This window comes from Nocardiopsis sp. NRRL B-16309 (genome assembly GCF_001279585.1).
GTDB lineage: Bacteria > Actinomycetota > Actinomycetes > Streptosporangiales > Streptosporangiaceae > Nocardiopsis.
In genome coordinates this window covers 126,090-141,293 of sequence record NZ_LGEC01000092.1, presented here as the reverse complement: position 1 = coordinate 141,293, position 15,204 = coordinate 126,090, and the positions used below count along the sequence as shown (strand labels likewise).

14 protein-coding genes are annotated in these 15,204 nt (G+C 73.7%); 8 read left to right on the top strand and 6 right to left on the bottom strand.

The features are described 5' to 3' along the window. Positions 1-191 precede the first annotated feature (191 nt). Positions 192-1,574, top strand: coding sequence for a xylulokinase (xylB, locus tag ADL05_RS21340; RefSeq protein WP_053618764.1), 1,383 nt, complete (start codon positions 192-194; stop codon positions 1,572-1,574). Positions 1,575-1,837: 263 nt separating this feature from the next. Here the strand turns inward: xylB and ADL05_RS21335 are convergent, their stop codons facing one another. Beyond that, the gene (locus tag ADL05_RS21335; RefSeq protein WP_053618763.1) at positions 1,838-2,461 is read right to left on the bottom strand and encodes a maleylpyruvate isomerase family mycothiol-dependent enzyme; all 624 of its coding nucleotides are present in this window, start codon (positions 2,459-2,461) and stop codon (positions 1,838-1,840) included. Between the two features lie 292 nt (positions 2,462-2,753). Here ADL05_RS21335 and ADL05_RS21330 point away from each other — a divergent pair, with 292 nt between their 5' ends. Both ADL05_RS21330 and ADL05_RS21325 read left to right on the top strand, forming a co-directional pair. Then, positions 2,754-3,713, top strand: coding sequence for an aldo/keto reductase (locus ADL05_RS21330; RefSeq protein WP_053618762.1), 960 nt, complete (start codon positions 2,754-2,756; stop codon positions 3,711-3,713). 69 nt (positions 3,714-3,782) lie between these two features. Beyond that, positions 3,783-6,278, top strand: coding sequence for an ATP-dependent Clp protease ATP-binding subunit (locus ADL05_RS21325; RefSeq protein ID WP_053618761.1), 2,496 nt, complete (start codon positions 3,783-3,785; stop codon positions 6,276-6,278). Positions 6,279-6,297: 19 nt separating this feature from the next. Here ADL05_RS21325 and ADL05_RS30665 read toward each other — a convergent pair whose 3' ends face one another. From ADL05_RS30665 to ADL05_RS21310, 4 genes are all read right to left on the bottom strand, one after another. Then, complete coding sequence (locus tag ADL05_RS30665; RefSeq protein WP_156365946.1) at positions 6,298-6,450, bottom strand: hypothetical protein; 153 nt, start codon at positions 6,448-6,450, stop codon at positions 6,298-6,300. Between the two features lie 65 nt (positions 6,451-6,515). Then, complete coding sequence (locus ADL05_RS21320; RefSeq protein WP_053618760.1) at positions 6,516-7,487, bottom strand: TIGR03557 family F420-dependent LLM class oxidoreductase; 972 nt, start codon at positions 7,485-7,487, stop codon at positions 6,516-6,518. Positions 7,488-7,503: 16 nt separating this feature from the next. Continuing rightward, positions 7,504-8,649, bottom strand: coding sequence for an SDR family oxidoreductase (locus tag ADL05_RS21315; RefSeq protein WP_053618859.1), 1,146 nt, complete (start codon positions 8,647-8,649; stop codon positions 7,504-7,506). Positions 8,650-8,839: 190 nt separating this feature from the next. Continuing rightward, complete coding sequence (locus ADL05_RS21310) at positions 8,840-9,160, bottom strand: hypothetical protein (protein ID WP_053618759.1); 321 nt, start codon at positions 9,158-9,160, stop codon at positions 8,840-8,842. Positions 9,161-9,346: 186 nt separating this feature from the next. Between ADL05_RS21310 and ADL05_RS21305 the strand changes: the two genes are divergently transcribed. The 5 genes from ADL05_RS21305 to mgrA all read left to right on the top strand — a co-directional run bounded on the left by ADL05_RS21305 (position 9,347) and on the right by mgrA (position 14,609). Then, positions 9,347-10,621 (top strand): acetyl-CoA carboxylase biotin carboxylase subunit family protein, encoded by a 1,275-nt coding sequence (locus ADL05_RS21305; RefSeq protein ID WP_053618758.1) that lies wholly within the window; start codon positions 9,347-9,349, stop codon positions 10,619-10,621. Between the two features lie 24 nt (positions 10,622-10,645). Then, complete coding sequence (locus ADL05_RS21300) at positions 10,646-12,670, top strand: CocE/NonD family hydrolase (RefSeq protein ID WP_053618757.1); 2,025 nt, start codon at positions 10,646-10,648, stop codon at positions 12,668-12,670. Positions 12,671-12,742: 72 nt separating this feature from the next. Beyond that, complete coding sequence (locus ADL05_RS21295) at positions 12,743-13,147, top strand: ferredoxin (protein ID WP_053618756.1); 405 nt, start codon at positions 12,743-12,745, stop codon at positions 13,145-13,147. A gap of 29 nt (positions 13,148-13,176) precedes the next feature. Beyond that, positions 13,177-13,428, top strand: a complete 252-nt coding sequence (locus ADL05_RS21290) for a hypothetical protein (protein ID WP_053618755.1) — start codon at positions 13,177-13,179, stop codon at positions 13,426-13,428. 185 nt (positions 13,429-13,613) lie between these two features. Next, positions 13,614-14,609 (top strand): L-glyceraldehyde 3-phosphate reductase, encoded by a 996-nt coding sequence (gene mgrA, locus ADL05_RS21285; protein ID WP_082376677.1) that lies wholly within the window; start codon positions 13,614-13,616, stop codon positions 14,607-14,609. A gap of 123 nt (positions 14,610-14,732) precedes the next feature. On the opposite strand, the gene ADL05_RS21280 is transcribed toward mgrA, so the two are convergent. Further along, on the bottom strand, positions 14,733-15,194 hold the full coding sequence (locus ADL05_RS21280; protein WP_053618753.1) for a PPOX class F420-dependent oxidoreductase: 462 nt from the start codon (positions 15,192-15,194) through the stop codon (positions 14,733-14,735). Positions 15,195-15,204 lie beyond the last annotated feature (10 nt).

Sequence of the window (15,204 nt, the reverse complement as noted above, 5' to 3'; positions counted from 1 at the left end):
TCCGTGATCTGAATCACTCCTGGTGGGGAGCGCGGGCCCGGGTGTGCCCATCGGGGTGAACGTCCAGTGCCTTCCACCGGCCCCGGGGTTGTCCGAGCGCGCCGCGGCCATCACTCTGGAACGGCTGCTGCACCCGGTGGCGCCCGAGAGCGCCCACCGTCCACTGTTCACCCTCACCCACCGGAGCGGAAATGGCCCTGGTCGCCGGAATCGACAGTTCGACCCAGTCCTGCAAGGTCGTGGTCTGCGACGCCGACAGCGGCGCGGTGGTGCGCGAGGCCCGCGCGCCGCACCCCGACGGAACCGAGATCCACCCCCGCGCGTGGTGGTCGGCGCTGACCGACGCCTCCGACGGACTGCTCGACGGCGTGGCCGCCGTGGCCGTCGCCGGACAGCAGCACGGCATGGTCACCGTGGACGGCGACGGCGAGGTCGTCCGTCCCGCCCTGCTGTGGAACGACGCGCGCTCGGCCGCGGCCGCCGACGACCTGGTCGCCGAACTCGGCGGACCCAAGGCCTGGGCCGATGCCGTTGGGAGCGTTCCCGTGGCCAGCTTCACGGTGACCAAGCTGCGGTGGCTGGCCGAGCACGAGCCCGAGGCCGCCGCCCGCGTGGCCGGGGTGATGCTCCCCCACGACTGGCTGACCTGGCGCCTGGGCGGCGGGGGCGAGCCGACCACCGACCGGGGCGACGCCTCGGGCACCGGCTACTGGTCGCCGGCGGAGGGGGCCTACCGCACCGACCTGCTGGTGCGGGCCTTCGGGCGCGAGATCGACGTACCCCGCGTGGCCGGACCCGCCGAGGCGGTCGGGCGCACGCCCTCCGGAGCGCTCATCGCGCCGGGCACGGGCGACAACATGGGCGCGGCCCTGGGCCTGGGGCTGCGGGCCGGTGACGCGGCGCTGTCCCTGGGCACCAGCGGCACGGTGTTCGCGGTCAACGACCGGGCCACCCGGGACCACAGCGGCGCCGTGGCCGGTTTCGCCGACGCCACCGGCCGGTTCCTCCCGCTGGCCTGCACGCTCAACGCCGCGCGGGTGCTGACCGCCACCGCCGCGATGCTCGGCGTCGACCTGGCCGGACTCGACGCGCTGGCCATGGCCGCCGAGCCGGGCGCCGAGGGCGTCGTGCTGCTGCCCTACCTGGACGGCGAGCGCACGCCGGTGCTCCCGGACGCGGCCGGTTCCCTGCACGGGCTGCGCCGCTCGAACATGCGGCCGGAGAACATCGCCCGCGCGGCCGTGGAGGGCATGCTGTGCGGCCTGGCCGACGGGATGACCGCGCTGACCGACACCGGGGTGCCGGTGCGGCGCGTCCTCCTGCTGGGCGGGGGCGCGCGTTCGGCGGCCGTGCGCGCCATCGCGCCGACGATCCTGGACGCGCCGGTCGTGGCACCCCCGGCAGCCGAGTACGTCGCGATCGGCGCGGCCCGTCAGGCGGCCTGGGCCCTGGCGGGCTCCGCGGAGCCGCCGGTCTGGGACACCGCCGAGGCCGGTCCGGCCGCGGAGCCCGCCGTGGTGGCCGAGGTCCACGAGCGCTACGCGAGCGTCCGGCGCGCCGCCCACGGGGTCTAGGGCGCACTCCGCGGACACTCGCCCTGCTGCGCGGCGCTCCAGCGGCACTCTCACTGCGTTCTCATCAGCCGAGAGCCGGACCAGGCTGACCTCTTCATTCGGCCTGGTGAGAGCACCACTGGATGCGCCGCTCGCGACGGACAGCATCCATCACATATGCCCTAGGGGCCTGCCGCACGCCGCCCACGGGGTGCCGGGCCCACTTCGCGGGATCGGGGCCCGGCTCCCGCACGGGCGGCGGGTGTGCCGGGGCGCGCTGCTGGTCAGTCCCGGGCGCGGAACGCGTCCGCGCCCGGGCCGTGCAGGCCGTCGAGGGCCGTGCGGCGGCCCGACAGGGCGAGGAGCAGGTCCAGGGTGCCGCCGGAGACGACCGGGCCCTCGCCGATGTCCACGTCGCTGTCGGAGGCGTCGAGTCGCAGCCCGGCCGCTCGTTCCCTCCCGCCGCCGAAGGCGACCGGTGTGCGGACCTGGACGCCGAGCGCGCGGACGACCGCCTCGGTCGGGTAGTCGCGGGTGATGCCGAGGGGGCGGCGGACGTCCTCCCCGTGGACGACCTCCTCCACGAGCCGGGTGGCGAGCGGTCCCGGCGGGGTCGTCGTCCGGGACGCCACCTCCCGCAGCCGCGCCAGCGTGTCCGCCGGGCCGCCTCCCCGCTCGCGGGCGATGCCGCGCTCGTTGAGCCGGTCGAAGTCCATCCGTGCCCGCAGCAGGTCGACGACGAACCCGAGGCGCGTCGTGCGCGCCGAGTCGACCAGGTGCGCCGCCACGTCGTGGACGGTCCAGCCCTCGCACAGCGACGGCACCGACCATCGGTCCGGCGCGAGACCGGACAGGTCCGCGATGAGGGCCCGGCGTTCGGCGTGCACGAGTTTCCACACGTCATTCATTGCGCCACCCGCGTTCTCCGGGGCCCGGCCCGCGGCCCGGACCGATGAGCCCTCCTTCCCGGATCCTAGAGGGGACGCCTGACACTTCCGGCTCCGGAACCGAACGCCCCTCCGGCGGGCACGGCGTTCGGTACGCTGCTCCGTCGCGGACCGCACGCACCACGCCGGGAGGACTCATGTCGGTCGAGGAGCGGCTGTGCGTCCCCATCGCCGCGGAAACCGCCTCGCGTCCCGCGATCCCCTGTCCTAGCGTGTGGTCAGGACCCGACCCCCGACCCCGAGAACGGTGAGCATGACCGAGAACAACCCGCGCCGGCTGGGCCGCTCCGACCTCGTCGTGTCACCCCTGTGCCTGGGCGGCAACGTGTTCGGCTGGACCGCCGACGAGGCGACCTCCTTCCGCCTCCTGGACGCCTACCGCGACGCGGGCGGCACCTTCGTCGACACCGCCGACTCCTACTCCGCGTGGGTCGAGGGGCACACCGGCGGCGAGTCCGAGACGGTCATCGGCGCCTGGCTGGCCTCCCGGGGCCGCCCCGACGACCTGGTGATCGCCACCAAGGTCAGCAGCCACCCCGAGTTCCCCGGCCTGTCCGCCGGCAACGTCCGGGCCGCCGCGCACACCTCGCTCAAGCGCCTGGGCGTGGACGCCGTCGACCTCTACTACGCGCACTTCGACGACCCCCGCACGCCGGTCGCGGAGAGCGCCGAGGCCTTCTCCGCCCTGGTCGACGAGGGCAAGGTCCGCGCCATCGGGCTGTCCAACCACAGCCCGGAACGCATCACCGAGTGGCTGGACGCGTGCCGGGACCGCGGCCTGCACGCCCCGGTGTGCGTCCAGCCGCAGTACAACCTGATGGAGCGGGCGGTCGAGGAGGACCTGGTCCCGCTGGCCCAGGAGCGGGGCTTGGCCCTGCTGCCCTACTTCGGGCTGGCCCGCGGCTTCCTCACCGGCAAGTACCGGCCCGACGGCGGCGAGGTGGACAGTCCGCGCGCCGGCAAGGCCCGCGCCTACCTCGAACGGCCCCAGGGTCCGCGCGTGCTGGCCGAACTCGACGCGATCGCCGCGCGGCGGGGCGCCGCTCCGGCGACGATCGCGCTGGCCTGGCTCGTGGACCGGCCCGCCGTCGCCTCGGTGCTGGCCAGCGCCCGCGACCTGGACCAGTTGTCCGCGCTGCTTCCGGTCGGCGGGCTGCGGCTCACCGACCAGGAGAAGGCCCGGCTGGACGAGGCGTCCCACGCCGGGGCGTGATGGCGACCCCCTCCAAGCCATCACGTAGGGTACATACAGAACTACCGTACGCACGGGGGACGAGAACCGATGACACACGACTTTCCCGACGGCCACGGCAACGAACCGGGCTCCTTCGACGAGTTCCTCGCCCGGTTCCTGGGCGCGCGCGGTCCGGTCCGCCGTGTGGACCTGTCCAAGCTCATGAGCGCCGACGCCCGGCAGGTGGCCGACAGCGGCGTGCGCCGTGCCCTGGAGACCGGCGGCGCCGACGTCGACACCATCCACCTGATGTGGGCGCTGCTGCGCTACGAGCCCACGCGCGACCTGGTCCACCGCACCGGCGCCGACCTCTCCACCCTGGGCGACGTCATCGACCACGCGGTCGCCCAGGCCCCGCGCTCGGTGATGCCCGGAACCGCCAGGCTCACCCCCTCGGCCAAGCGCGCCCTGCTGGACGCCCTGCAGATCGCGCGCGCCACCGGCAGCTCCAGCATCACGCCCGAGCACCTGCTCTTCGCGCTGGCGGTCAACCCCTCCGGTGCGGTGGGCCAGCTCCTGCGCGACTCCGGTGTCACGCCGGAGTCGCTCCAGCACTCGGCCGGGGCCGTGCCCGCCCCGGAGCAGACCGAGGGCGAGCCCTCGGACACGCCCACCCTGGACGAGTTCGCCACCGACATGACCGCCCTGGCCCGTGAGGGCCGGCTGGACCCCGTGGTCGGCCGCGACGACGAGGTCGAGCAGTGCGTCGAGGTGCTGGCCCGGCGCCGCAAGAACAACCCGGTGCTCATCGGCGACCCGGGCGTGGGCAAGACCGCGATCGTGGAGGGCATCGCCCAGCGCATCTTCGACGACGACGTGCCCGAGATCCTGCGCGGTCGCCGCCTGGTCCAGCTGGACCTGGCCGGGGTGGTCGCCGGCACCCGCTACCGGGGCGACTTCGAGGAGCGCCTGACCAAGATCGTCGACGAGATCCGCGAGCGGGCCGACCACCTGCTCGTGTTCATCGACGAGATCCACACGATCGTGGGCGCCGGTGCCGCCGAGGGGGCGGTGAACGCCGGGAACATGCTCAAGCCCGCGCTCGCCCGCGGCGAACTGCACATCATCGGTGCGACCACCGTGGACGAGTACCGCAAGAACCTGGAGAAGGACGCGGCGCTGGAGCGCCGCTTCCAGCCCATCCTGGTGCCGGAGCCCTCGGTCGCGGACACCATCGAGATCCTGCGCGGGCTGAGCGACCGCTACGAGGCGCACCACCAGGTGCGGTTCAGCGACGAGAGCCTGGTCGCGGCGGCCGAGCTGTCCGACCGCTACGTCACCGACCGCTTCCTGCCGGACAAGGCCATCGACCTGATCGACCAGGCCGGCGCCCGCGTCCGGCTGCGCCTGCGCACCTCCAGCGCGGCCCTGCGCGAGCTGGAGGGCCGGTTGAAGACCCTGGAGGAGCAGAAGGAGAAGGCCGTCCAGGAGGAGGACTACGAGCGCGCCTCGTCCCTGCGCGACGAGATCGCGCGGGCCAAGGGCTCGGTGCACCAGGCGCGCGGGACCGGGTCCTCGGTGCCCGAGGTGGGCGGCGACGACGTGGCCGACGTGGTGGCGCGCAGCACCGGCATCCCCGTCTCGCAGCTCACCCAGGAGGAGCGCGAACGCCTGGTCAACCTGGAGGCCAACCTGCACGAGCGCGTCATCGGCCAGAACGAGGCGGTCACGGCCGTCTCCGAGGCCATCCGCCGCTCACGCGCCGGGCTCGGCGACCCCGGCCGCCCGGTGGGCAGCTTCCTCTTCCTGGGACCGACCGGCGTGGGCAAGACCGAGCTGGCGCGGGCGCTGGCCGAGACCCTCTTCGGGTCCGAGGAGGCCATGGTCCGCATCGACATGAGCGAGTTCCAGGAGCGGCACACCGCCAGCCGCCTGACCGGGGCCCCGCCCGGGTTCGTCGGCTACGAGGAGGCCGGCCAGCTCACCGAGGCGGTGCGGCGCCACCCCTACTCCGTCCTGCTGCTCGACGAGGTCGAGAAGGCCCACCCGGACGTGTTCAACCTGCTGCTGCAGCTGCTGGACGACGGCCGGCTGACCGACGGGCAGGGCCGCACGGTCGACTTCCGCAACACGGTGGTCATCATGACCAGCAACCTGGGGTCGGAGGCGATCACCGGCGGCGGGCCGATGGGCTTCACGGCCGAGGGCCAGATGGACCCCGACACCGAGCAGCGCGTGATGCGGCGCCTGCGCGAGGAGTTCCGCCCGGAGTTCCTCAACCGCATCGACGAGGTCATCGTCTTCCAGCAGCTGGGCGCCGAGGAGCTGGCCCAGATCACCCGGCTCATGCTGGAGCAGACCGAGCAGCGGCTCAAGGCCCAGGACATCACCGTGCGCTTCACCGACGAGGCGGTGGGCTGGCTGGCCGAACGCGGCTACCAGCCCGCCTACGGCGCGCGGCCGCTGGGGCGCACGATCCAGCGCTCGGTCGGCAACCGGCTCTCGCGCATGGTGCTGGACGGCCAGGTCGTGGCGGGTGACCACGTCCTGGTGGACGTGGACACCGACGAACAGCTGCGCATCTCCACCGTGGCCGCCTACTAGGGCCCGATCCGCCCTCGGCTCAGACGGGCTCGGGTTCCGGTTCGGGGGGCGGGACCGGTTCCGGAGCCGGCGGCTCGGGGGGCGGCACCGGGTCGGGCGCGGGCGGGACCGGCGGGAACGGGTCCGGCGGCAGCGGGTCGGGGTACCGCAGGACCGGTGCTCTGGCGTGCATGGGACGTCCTCCTTCGACAACGGGTGCGGGGTGCAAGCGGTGCGGCCCGCCTGCGGGGCCGCCGGTCAGGCGCGCTCCAGCCGCCGCAGGCGGGGCAGGACCTCGTTGGAGTAGAACTCGAAGAAGCCCTCCTGGTCGTCGCCGATCTGGTTGATGTAGACCTCGTCCACGCCGGCCTCCACGAAGGGCCGGATCGCGGCGACGTGGGCCTCGGGGTCGGGGCCGCACGGGACCCGCCGCGCCACCATCTCCGGCGTCACCAGGGTCTCGGTGAGCTCCTCGAAGTGCTTGGGCTGCGGCAGGACCTGGAGGGACTCGCCCGCGAGCGCCTCGGTGGGCCACCGCTCGTAGGCGATCCGCCGGGCGGTGTCGGCGTCGGTGCTCCAGCACACCTTCAGGCCCGCCTGCACCGGACGGCCCGGGCGGCCGTGGGAGCGGAACGCCTCGATGGGCTCGGAGTCGGGCGACATGACGATGAGTCCGTCGGCCGCGCGCGCGGCCAGGTCCACCGCCTTGGGGCCGAACGCGGACATGTGGATGCCCGGCGCGTGCTCGGGCAGGGTGTACAGGCGGGCGGTGTCCACGGTGTAGTGCTCGCCCCGGTGGGTGACGACCTTGCCGCTCCACAGCTCGCGGATCAGCCCGATGGCCTCCTCCAGCATCGACAGCCGCACCGACGCCGGCGGCCACGGCTGCCCGACGACGTGCTCGTTGAGCGCCTCGCCCGTGCCCACGCCGAGGGTGAAGCCGCCGCGGACCAGCAGCGCCGAGGTCGCCGCCGCCTGCGCGATCACCGCCGGGTGCACCCGGGTGGTCGGGCAGGTCACCGCCGTGGTGAGGGGCAGGTCGGTGGCCTCGCCGATCGCGCCGACCACCGACCACACGAACGGGCTCTCCCCCTGGGCGTCCAGCCACGGGTGGTAGTGGTCGGAGATCCACAGGCCGTCGAACCCGGCGTACTCGGCGCCCCTGGCCTGGTCGACCAGGTCCCTGGGCCCGTGCTCCTCCGCGGCGAGGAAGTATCCGAAGCGTGTCATGGCGACCTTCCCAGGTCTAGGGTTCGCGTGCGCCGTCGCCGGGTGGTGCGGTCCCGGCGCGGGACGGCTGGTTGAGGCGCCGGGCGGCGTCCTCGTTGAGCGCGGTGAGCGCGTGCACGACCTGTCCCGGCACGCCCTGGACCGCCGCCTCGGTGCCCGGCCGCTCCTCCGGTTCGGGCGGCACCGCGGGCAGCAGCCACCCGGCCAGGGACGCCGCCCGCTGCGTCAGCCCCGGGGCGAGCCCGTGCACGGCCATCCCCAGACGGGCCGCCGGTGTCAGGACCACGTAGCCGTGGCCGCGGACCGTGGCGCGCACGATCCGGCGGGCGGCCCGCTCGGCGCTCATGGACAGCAGGGGCAGCCCGGCGCACAGGGCGAACCAGTCGTACTCGCGCTCGGGGGCCCCGGAGAAGACGACGCCCCGGTGCGAGCCGGTGCGCATCAGGCCCGGCACCACCGTGGTCACGCGTACTCCCGAGCCGAGGCTCTCGGCCGCGAGCGCTTCCGAGAGCTTGGCCTGCGCGGCCTTGGCGCAGGCGTAGGGAAGCAGGTGCGGCGCCGCCAGCTGGCCGCCGATGGAGGTGATGGTGACCAGGGAGCCCCGCGACTCGCTCAACCGCCCCCAGGCGGCGCGCGCGACGTGGTAGGGGCCCCAGAACATGACGGCCATGGCCTCCTCGACGTCCGCGGTCGTCATGGTCTCGCGCGGCCCCACCCGCAGGACGCCCGCGTTGTTGACGACCACGTCCAGGCCGCCGAGCCGCTCGGCGGCCTCCTCCACCAGCGACCGGGCCTGCTCGGGGTCGGCGACGTCGCACTGGATGCCGTGCGCGCGGATCCCGCGTCCGGCGAGCCCCGCGACGGCCCGGTCGAGCCGCTCCCGGTCCCGGCCGCACACGGCGACGGACGCGCCGTAGGCGCCGAACTCGCGGGCGATCCGCAGCCCGAGTCCCCGGGTGCCGCCCGTGACGAGGACGGCCCTGCCCCGCAGGAGGGTGGCGCGGCGGCGCTCGGTCAGGGTCGACGCGCAGACGCCCAGGGCCGCTCCGGCGACCGCCCACGGGACCAGGTCCACCGGGCGCGCGCGTGGGCGTCGCCGCCGGTGCCGGGACAGGGCCCAGCGCCCGGCGGCCAGGGCCGCGGGTACCGTCCACCGGATCATGGCGACCGCCCCCACGGGACGCTCGGTGTGGTGCCTGCCGTGGCCATGACCACTCCCCCGTTCGTCGTCGGTCCGCCGCGTGTGCGGGTGTACGACCGCGTGTGGGTCTACGGCTACCCGTGCTCCCCGCGCGAAAACGCGGCGCGGACCCGGCCGTGCCCCGACCGGGCGCCCGCGCCGCGGTCGGGTGCTAGCGCCGCGCCTCGGGGTAGCCCTCCGGCGGCAGGCCCTGCCTGGGCGCGGTGGTGTCCTCCCCGACCGGGGAGCCCCCCTGCGGCGGCCCCGGGGTCTCCGGCTGGAAGTCCTGGTCGCCGTCCGAGGGCTCGGCGCCCTCCTCCAGGCCGTGCAGGCGCTGGTGGAGGATCTCCAGAACGCCGGTGCGGTTGCCGTGGTGCTCCTCGTAGGCGATGAGTTCGCGGAGCTGTTCCTCGTCGAGCGAGCGGATCCGGTGCTGCAGCGTGGCGATCGGCAGACCCTCGTAGTCCGCGATCGGCGGCGTCTTCCGGTTCATGGGTTTCACTCCCGCCTTGGTGTGCGCGGCCTGTGGCGGTCCTGTGTACGGCCGGCTGTAGGGATACGGCTACCCCTGGGCCCGGACCCGTAACCACCTGCCCGAACGCTCCGGTTCGCTTCACCGAACTCGGGTAGTCGCACCCACGACGGACGCCGACACGGATCAGGAGGGTGGTGCGGACAGGTGGACAACGTCTTCGTGGTCGGCATGGACGAGCACAACCACGACGTTCTGCTCCGGACGCCGAGCGCCGAACACTGCCGCTTCCACACGCTGCTGACACTGGAGGAACTGCGCGACGACAAGGTCGACCTCGACCAGAAGATCGACAGGGCCCAGCGGATCCTCGACGGCTTCACCGGCTCGGTCGACGCCGTGGTCGGGTACTGGGACTTCCCGGTCACTCTGCTGGTCCCGATCCTGTGCGAGAACAACGGCCTGCGCGGACCGAGCCTGCGGTCCGTGGTCATGTGCGAGCACAAGTACTGGAGCCGGCTCGAACAGAGCAGGGTCATCGACGAGCACCCGCCCTTCGCCCTGGTCGACCTGGACGCCACCGAGCCGCCGAGCGGGCTGGAGTACCCGATGTGGATCAAGCCGGTGAAGTCGGCTTCCTCCGACCTGGCGTTCCGCGTCCACGACCAGCGCAGCTTCGAGGAGGCGCTGGAACGGCTGCGCGGGGGGATCGACCGGATCGGTGTGCCCTTCGAGCAGATCCTCGCCCGCGTGGACCTGCCGGAGGAGGTCGCGGCCGCGGGCGGGCGGACGTGCCTGGCCGAGGGCGCCCTGCACGGTGTGCAGGCGGCGGTCGAGGGCTACGTCCGGCACGGCGAGCCAGTCGTCTACGCCGCCCTGGACTCCGTCGACTACCCGGGCAGCCCGGCGTTCCTGTGCCACCGCTACCCCTCGGAACTGCCCGAGAGGGTGAGCCGCCGCATGGCGGAGGTGGCCACGAGGTTCATCCGCCGAGTCGGCCTGGACGACTCGATGTTCAGCGTCGAGTTCTTCTACGACCCGGTCGGGGACCGGCTCGACGTCGTGGAGATCAATCCCCGGCACTCCCAGACCCACGCCGAGCTGTTCGAGCTGGTGGACGGCATCCCCAACCACGAGCGCATGCTCCGGCTGGCGCTCGGGCGCAGCCCGGACCTGCCCGTGGGCGGCGGGGAGTACGCCGTGGCCGGGCAGTGGTTCCACCGCAGGTTCGGGGAGGACGGCGTCCCCGTGCGAGTGCCCACCCCCGAGGAGGTCCGGGAACTGGAGGCCTCGCTGCCGGGCGTGTCGATCGAGATCGTGCCCGAGGTGGGCCGCCCGCTGACCGAACTCCACGCACAGGACAGCTACAGCTTCGAGCTGGCGAAGATCACCATGGGCGCACAGAACGGCGTGGAGATGCGCGCCAAGTACGAGCGCTGCGTGGAGGAGATGAGGTTCGAGTTCGACACCGGCGAACGGTGACCGCGCGCTGAGGGAGGCGCACCCATGCAGGTGGTACGGAATCTGCCCTACTCCGTCCGGGAGGACGAGCACTTCTGGATACCGATGTCGGACGGGGTCCGCCTGGCCGGCCGCTCGTGGCGCCCGGACGGCGCAGGGGCCGGCCCGGTCCCGGCGGTCCTGGAGTACATCCCCTACCGCAGGCGGGACCTGACGTCGGTCCGCGACTCGATGCACCACCCCTACATCGCCGGGCACGGGTACGCCTGCGTACGGGTGGACCTGCGCGGCACGGGCGACTCGGAGGGCGTGCTCACCGACGAGTACCTCGAACGCGAGCAGCAGGACGCCGAGGAGGTGCTGGCCTGGCTGGCGGAACAGCCCTGGTGCGACGGCCGGACCGCCATGCTCGGCCTGTCCTGGGGCGGCTTCGCCGCGCTCCAGGTGGCGGCCCGGCGCCCGCCCAGCCTCGGCGCGATCGCGGTCAACTGCTTCACCGACGACCGGTACGCCGACGACATGCACTACATGGGCGGCTGCCTGCTCTCGGACAACCTCGCCGAGGCGGGCACCATGTTCGCCTACTCCACCTGCCCGCCCGATCCGGCGACCGTCGGCGACCGCTGGCGGGACATGTGGCTGGAACGCCTGGACGCCGTCGAACCCTGGATCCTGAACTGGCTCCACCACCAGCGGCGCGACGACTACTGGCGGCACGCCTCGGTGTGCGAGGACTACACGACCGTGCGCTGTCCCGTGCTGGCGGCCAGCGGCTGGGCCGACGGGTACTCCAACGCGGTCCTGCGCCTGCTGGAACACCTGGAAGCGCCCTGCCGGGGCCTGGTGGGCCCCTGGTCGCACCGCTACCCGCACCTGGGGCGCCCCGGACCGGCCATCGGCTACCTGCAGGAGGTCGTGCGCTGGTTCGACCACTGGCTCAAGGGCGCGGACAACGGCGTCGGCGAGGGGCCCGACCTGTGGGCCTGGATGCAGGAGAGCGTCCCGCCCGCGACCTCCTACGAGGACCGCCCCGGCCGCTGGGTGCGCGAGGAGGCCTGGCCCTCGGCGCGCGTGGCGCGCACCGTCCACCCGCTGTCGCGGTACCGGATCAACGCTCCGAGGGACGAGGGCGGGACCGACGCCCTCACCGTGAGCTCACCGCTGACCGTGGGCCAGTTCGCGGGCAAGTGGGCCTCCTACAACGCGCCGCCGGACCTGCCCTACGACCAGCGGGAGGAGGACGGCGGCTCGCTGGTCTTCAACTCCGACGTCCTGTCCGAGGACGTCGAGATCCTGGGGTCGGCCACGGCCGAGCTGGACCTGAGCGTCACCGAGCCGGTGGCCATGGTCGCCGCCAGGCTGTGCGACGTGGCACCCGACGGCAGCGCCACGCGCGTGACCTTCGGGCTGCTCAACCTCACCCACCGCGACCGCCACGACGACCCCCGGCCGCTCACACCGGGTGAGCGGTACCGGGTCACCGTCACCCTCAACGGTGTCGCGCAGGTCTTCCCCGCCGGCCACCGGATCCGGCTCTCGCTGTCCACGTCGTACTGGCCGCTGGCCTGGCCGCCGCCGCGCAAGGTGCTGATGACCGTCCACCCGGAGGGCAGCGCGCTGACCCTGCCGGTGCGTCCCGTGCCCGCGGACGAGGACCCCGCACCGCGCCCCTTCGGCGAGCCCGAGGCGACGCCGGAGATCGCCCACGAGCGCAGGGAGCCCCCCGAGCACCGCTGGACCGTCCACCGCGACCTCGTCGACACGCGTTCGTCCCTGGAGATCGTCAAGGACGGCGGGATCATGCACTTCGAGGACGTGGACCTGGACGTCGGGCGGCGCGCCTACGAGGACTACGACTCCGTCGCCGACGACTTCACCTCGCCGCGCGGGCGGTCCTCGTGGACGATGCGCTTCGCCCGCGGCGAGTGGCGGACGCGCACCGAGACGCACGCGTCGCTGCGGTGCACCGAGGACGAGTTCCGCGTCTACGCGACGCTGGACGCCTACGAGGGGGACGAGCGGATCTTCTCCCGTGAGTGGACCGAGTCCGTCCCCCGTGACCTGATGTGATCCCGCCGTGCCCGTGGCGGCGCGGCGGCCCGGAGCCGCCGACGGCTCCGCCCGGCCGAGGAAGGAGTGACCATGAGCATCACCGAGCAGATGCTGGAGACCTACCCGGGGTCGACGACCGGAGTCGACCGGGCGCGCCTGCGGGCCTGCATCGACGCCTGCGCGGCGTGCGCCGAGGCGTGCGACGCCTGCGCGGACGCGTGCCTGAGCGAGCGGTCCGCGGCCGACCTGACCACGTGCGTGCGCCTCAACCTCGACTGCGCGGAGGTGTGCGAGGCCACCAGGCGCGTGCTGACCCGCCAGACCGGGTCGGACGCGCGCGTGCTGCGCGCGGTCCTGGAGGCGTGCGCGAAGGTGAGCGCGGTCTGCCGGGCCGAGTGCGAGGAGCACGCCGCCCAGCACGCGCACTGCCGGATCTGCGCTCGGGAGTGCCAGATCTGTGAGCAGGCCTGCCGCGACCTGATGTCGACCCTTTAGGGGGCGACCGCCGGAGGGGGGAGTCGACGATGGAGTGGCCGATCGCGGTGCTGGTGTCGGTGGCCGTCCCGATCGCGCTGATCCTGCTCGTGCTGGCGATCATCCGCTGGGACCGGCTCCGGGCGCAGCGGGCCGTGCGCTCGGAGGAGTACTGGCAGGAGGGCCCGGACGGGCGGCGGTACCCCACGGGGTGGGAGGACCGCCTGCCCCGGGGTCCCGTCGAGGCCGATCCGCACGAGGGCGAGGAGGGGCGGGAGGATCCCGAGCCGCCCGGGCGCTGACGCGCCGCGGGTGGCGGGGGCGGCCCCGGCCGTCCGGGTGCGCACGGTACGGGAGGTACGAAAAGTGCGGGAGGTGCGAGCGCTGACGCGCGGCGGGAGGTGCGAACGATGCGGGCGGTAGGGACGGTGCGGGTGCGAGGATGGACGCGATCGTGTCCCGTGGACGCCCCGAAGGGAAGCCTCGTTTGAGCTACGTCGCCGCACCGACCCGCTACGACACCATGCCCTACCGCCGCTGCGGCCGGAGCGGGCTGCGCCTGCCCGCGCTGTCCCTCGGCCTGTGGCACAACTTCGGCGACGACCGGGGGATCGAGGTCCAGCGCTCGGTCCTGCTGCGGGCGTTCGACCTCGGGGTCACCCACTTCGACCTCGCCAACAACTACGGCCCGCCGGCCGGCGCGGCCGAGGTGAACTTCGGCCGGGTGTTCGCCGGCGACCTGCGCCGCTACCGCGACGAGATCGTCGTCTCGACCAAGGCCGGGTACCACATGTGGCCCGGCCCGTACGGGGAGTGGGGTTCGCGCAAGGGCATGCTGGCCAGCCTGGACCAGAGCCTGGGCCGGACCGGCCTGGACCACGTGGACGTGTTCTACAGCCACCGGCCGGACCCCGACACGCCCCTGGAGGAGACGATGGGCGCGCTCGACACCGCGGTGCGCCAGGGCAAGGCCCTGTACGCGGGCGTGTCGAACTACTCCCCCGAGCAGACACTGGAGGCGGCGCGGATCCTGCGCGGGCTGGGCACGCCGCTGCTCATCCACCAGCCCTCGTACTCGATGTTCAACCGCTGGGTGGAGGACGGCCTGCTCGACGTCCTCGACGAGGTGGGCGCGGGCTCCATCGCCTACTCGCCGCTGTCCCAGGGCCTGCTCACCGACCGCTACCTCGACGGTGTGCCCGAGGGCTCGCGCGCCGCCGGTTCGAGCCCGTTCCTGACCGCCGACCGGCTCACCCCGGCCGTGATGGGACGCGTCCGCGCGCTGAACGCCATCGCCGGGCGCCGCGGCCAGACGCTGGCACAGATGGCGCTGGCCTGGGTCCTGCGCGGCGGCCGGGTGACCTCGGCGGTGATCGGCGCGAGCAGCGTCGCGCAGCTGGAGGACAGTGTGGCGGCCGTCGGACACCTGGACTTCACCGACGAGGAGCTGGCCGAGATCGACCGCCACGCCCGCGCGGACTGACCCGGCCGGAGAGTGCGGGGACCGGGGCCTGTTCGGGCTGGCGGGGCGCGTTCGGCCCGGGCCCTAGAATCCGCCGTCTTTCTGCGGGCTTTCGGGAGCCCGGAATGCTGCAAAGAACACGACCTAGATGCGGTCGGCGGGGAAGCCGCCGGTGGCGACCGGTCCCCAGCGCCGGGGCGTGACGCGCACCAGGGCCTTGCCCTGGCGGCGCATGGCGGCGCGGTACTCGTCCCAGTCGGGGTGCTCGCCGGAGATCACCCGGAAGTACTCCACCAGCGGTTCCACCGCGGATTCTCCGTCGAGGACCTCGGCGTCGCCGTCGACCTGCACCCAGGGGCCGTCGAAGTCGTCGGACAGGACGACCACGCTCGCCCGGGCGTCGCGGGCGGCGTTGCGGGTCTTGGCGCGCTCGGGGTAGGTGGACACGACGATGCGCCCCTGGGCGTCGACCCCGCACACCACCGGTGAGGCCTGCGGACCGCCGTCGGCCCGACGGGTGATGAGCAGGGCGTGGTGGCGGCTGCGCACGAAGTCCAGCAGGCCGTCGAGGTCGACCCGGGTGTTGGTGGCGATCGAAGGGCTCATGCTCTCGCTT

Excerpts from the sequence above, each read along its gene's own strand:
- ADL05_RS21310 (WP_053618759.1), bottom strand. The coding sequence starts at position 9,160 with ATGAACCGGAAGACGCCGCCGATCGCGGACTACGAGGGTCTGCCGATC.
- ADL05_RS21290 (WP_053618755.1), top strand. The coding sequence starts at position 13,177 with ATGGAGTGGCCGATCGCGGTGCTGGTGTCGGTGGCCGTCCCGATCGCG.
- ADL05_RS21325 (WP_053618761.1), top strand. The coding sequence starts at position 3,783 with ATGACACACGACTTTCCCGACGGCCACGGCAACGAACCGGGCTCCTTC.
- ADL05_RS21295 (WP_053618756.1), top strand. The coding sequence starts at position 12,743 with ATGAGCATCACCGAGCAGATGCTGGAGACCTACCCGGGGTCGACGACC.
- ADL05_RS21315 (WP_053618859.1), bottom strand. The coding sequence starts at position 8,649 with ATGATCCGGTGGACGGTACCCGCGGCCCTGGCCGCCGGGCGCTGGGCC.
- ADL05_RS30665 (WP_156365946.1), bottom strand. The coding sequence starts at position 6,450 with ATGCACGCCAGAGCACCGGTCCTGCGGTACCCCGACCCGCTGCCGCCG.
- ADL05_RS21300 (WP_053618757.1), top strand. The coding sequence starts at position 10,646 with ATGCAGGTGGTACGGAATCTGCCCTACTCCGTCCGGGAGGACGAGCAC.
- ADL05_RS21335 (WP_053618763.1), bottom strand. The coding sequence starts at position 2,461 with ATGAATGACGTGTGGAAACTCGTGCACGCCGAACGCCGGGCCCTCATC.
- xylB (WP_053618764.1), top strand. The coding sequence starts at position 192 with ATGGCCCTGGTCGCCGGAATCGACAGTTCGACCCAGTCCTGCAAGGTC.
- ADL05_RS21320 (WP_053618760.1), bottom strand. The coding sequence starts at position 7,487 with ATGACACGCTTCGGATACTTCCTCGCCGCGGAGGAGCACGGGCCCAGG.
- ADL05_RS21280 (WP_053618753.1), bottom strand. The coding sequence starts at position 15,194 with ATGAGCCCTTCGATCGCCACCAACACCCGGGTCGACCTCGACGGCCTG.
- ADL05_RS21330 (WP_053618762.1), top strand. The coding sequence starts at position 2,754 with ATGACCGAGAACAACCCGCGCCGGCTGGGCCGCTCCGACCTCGTCGTG.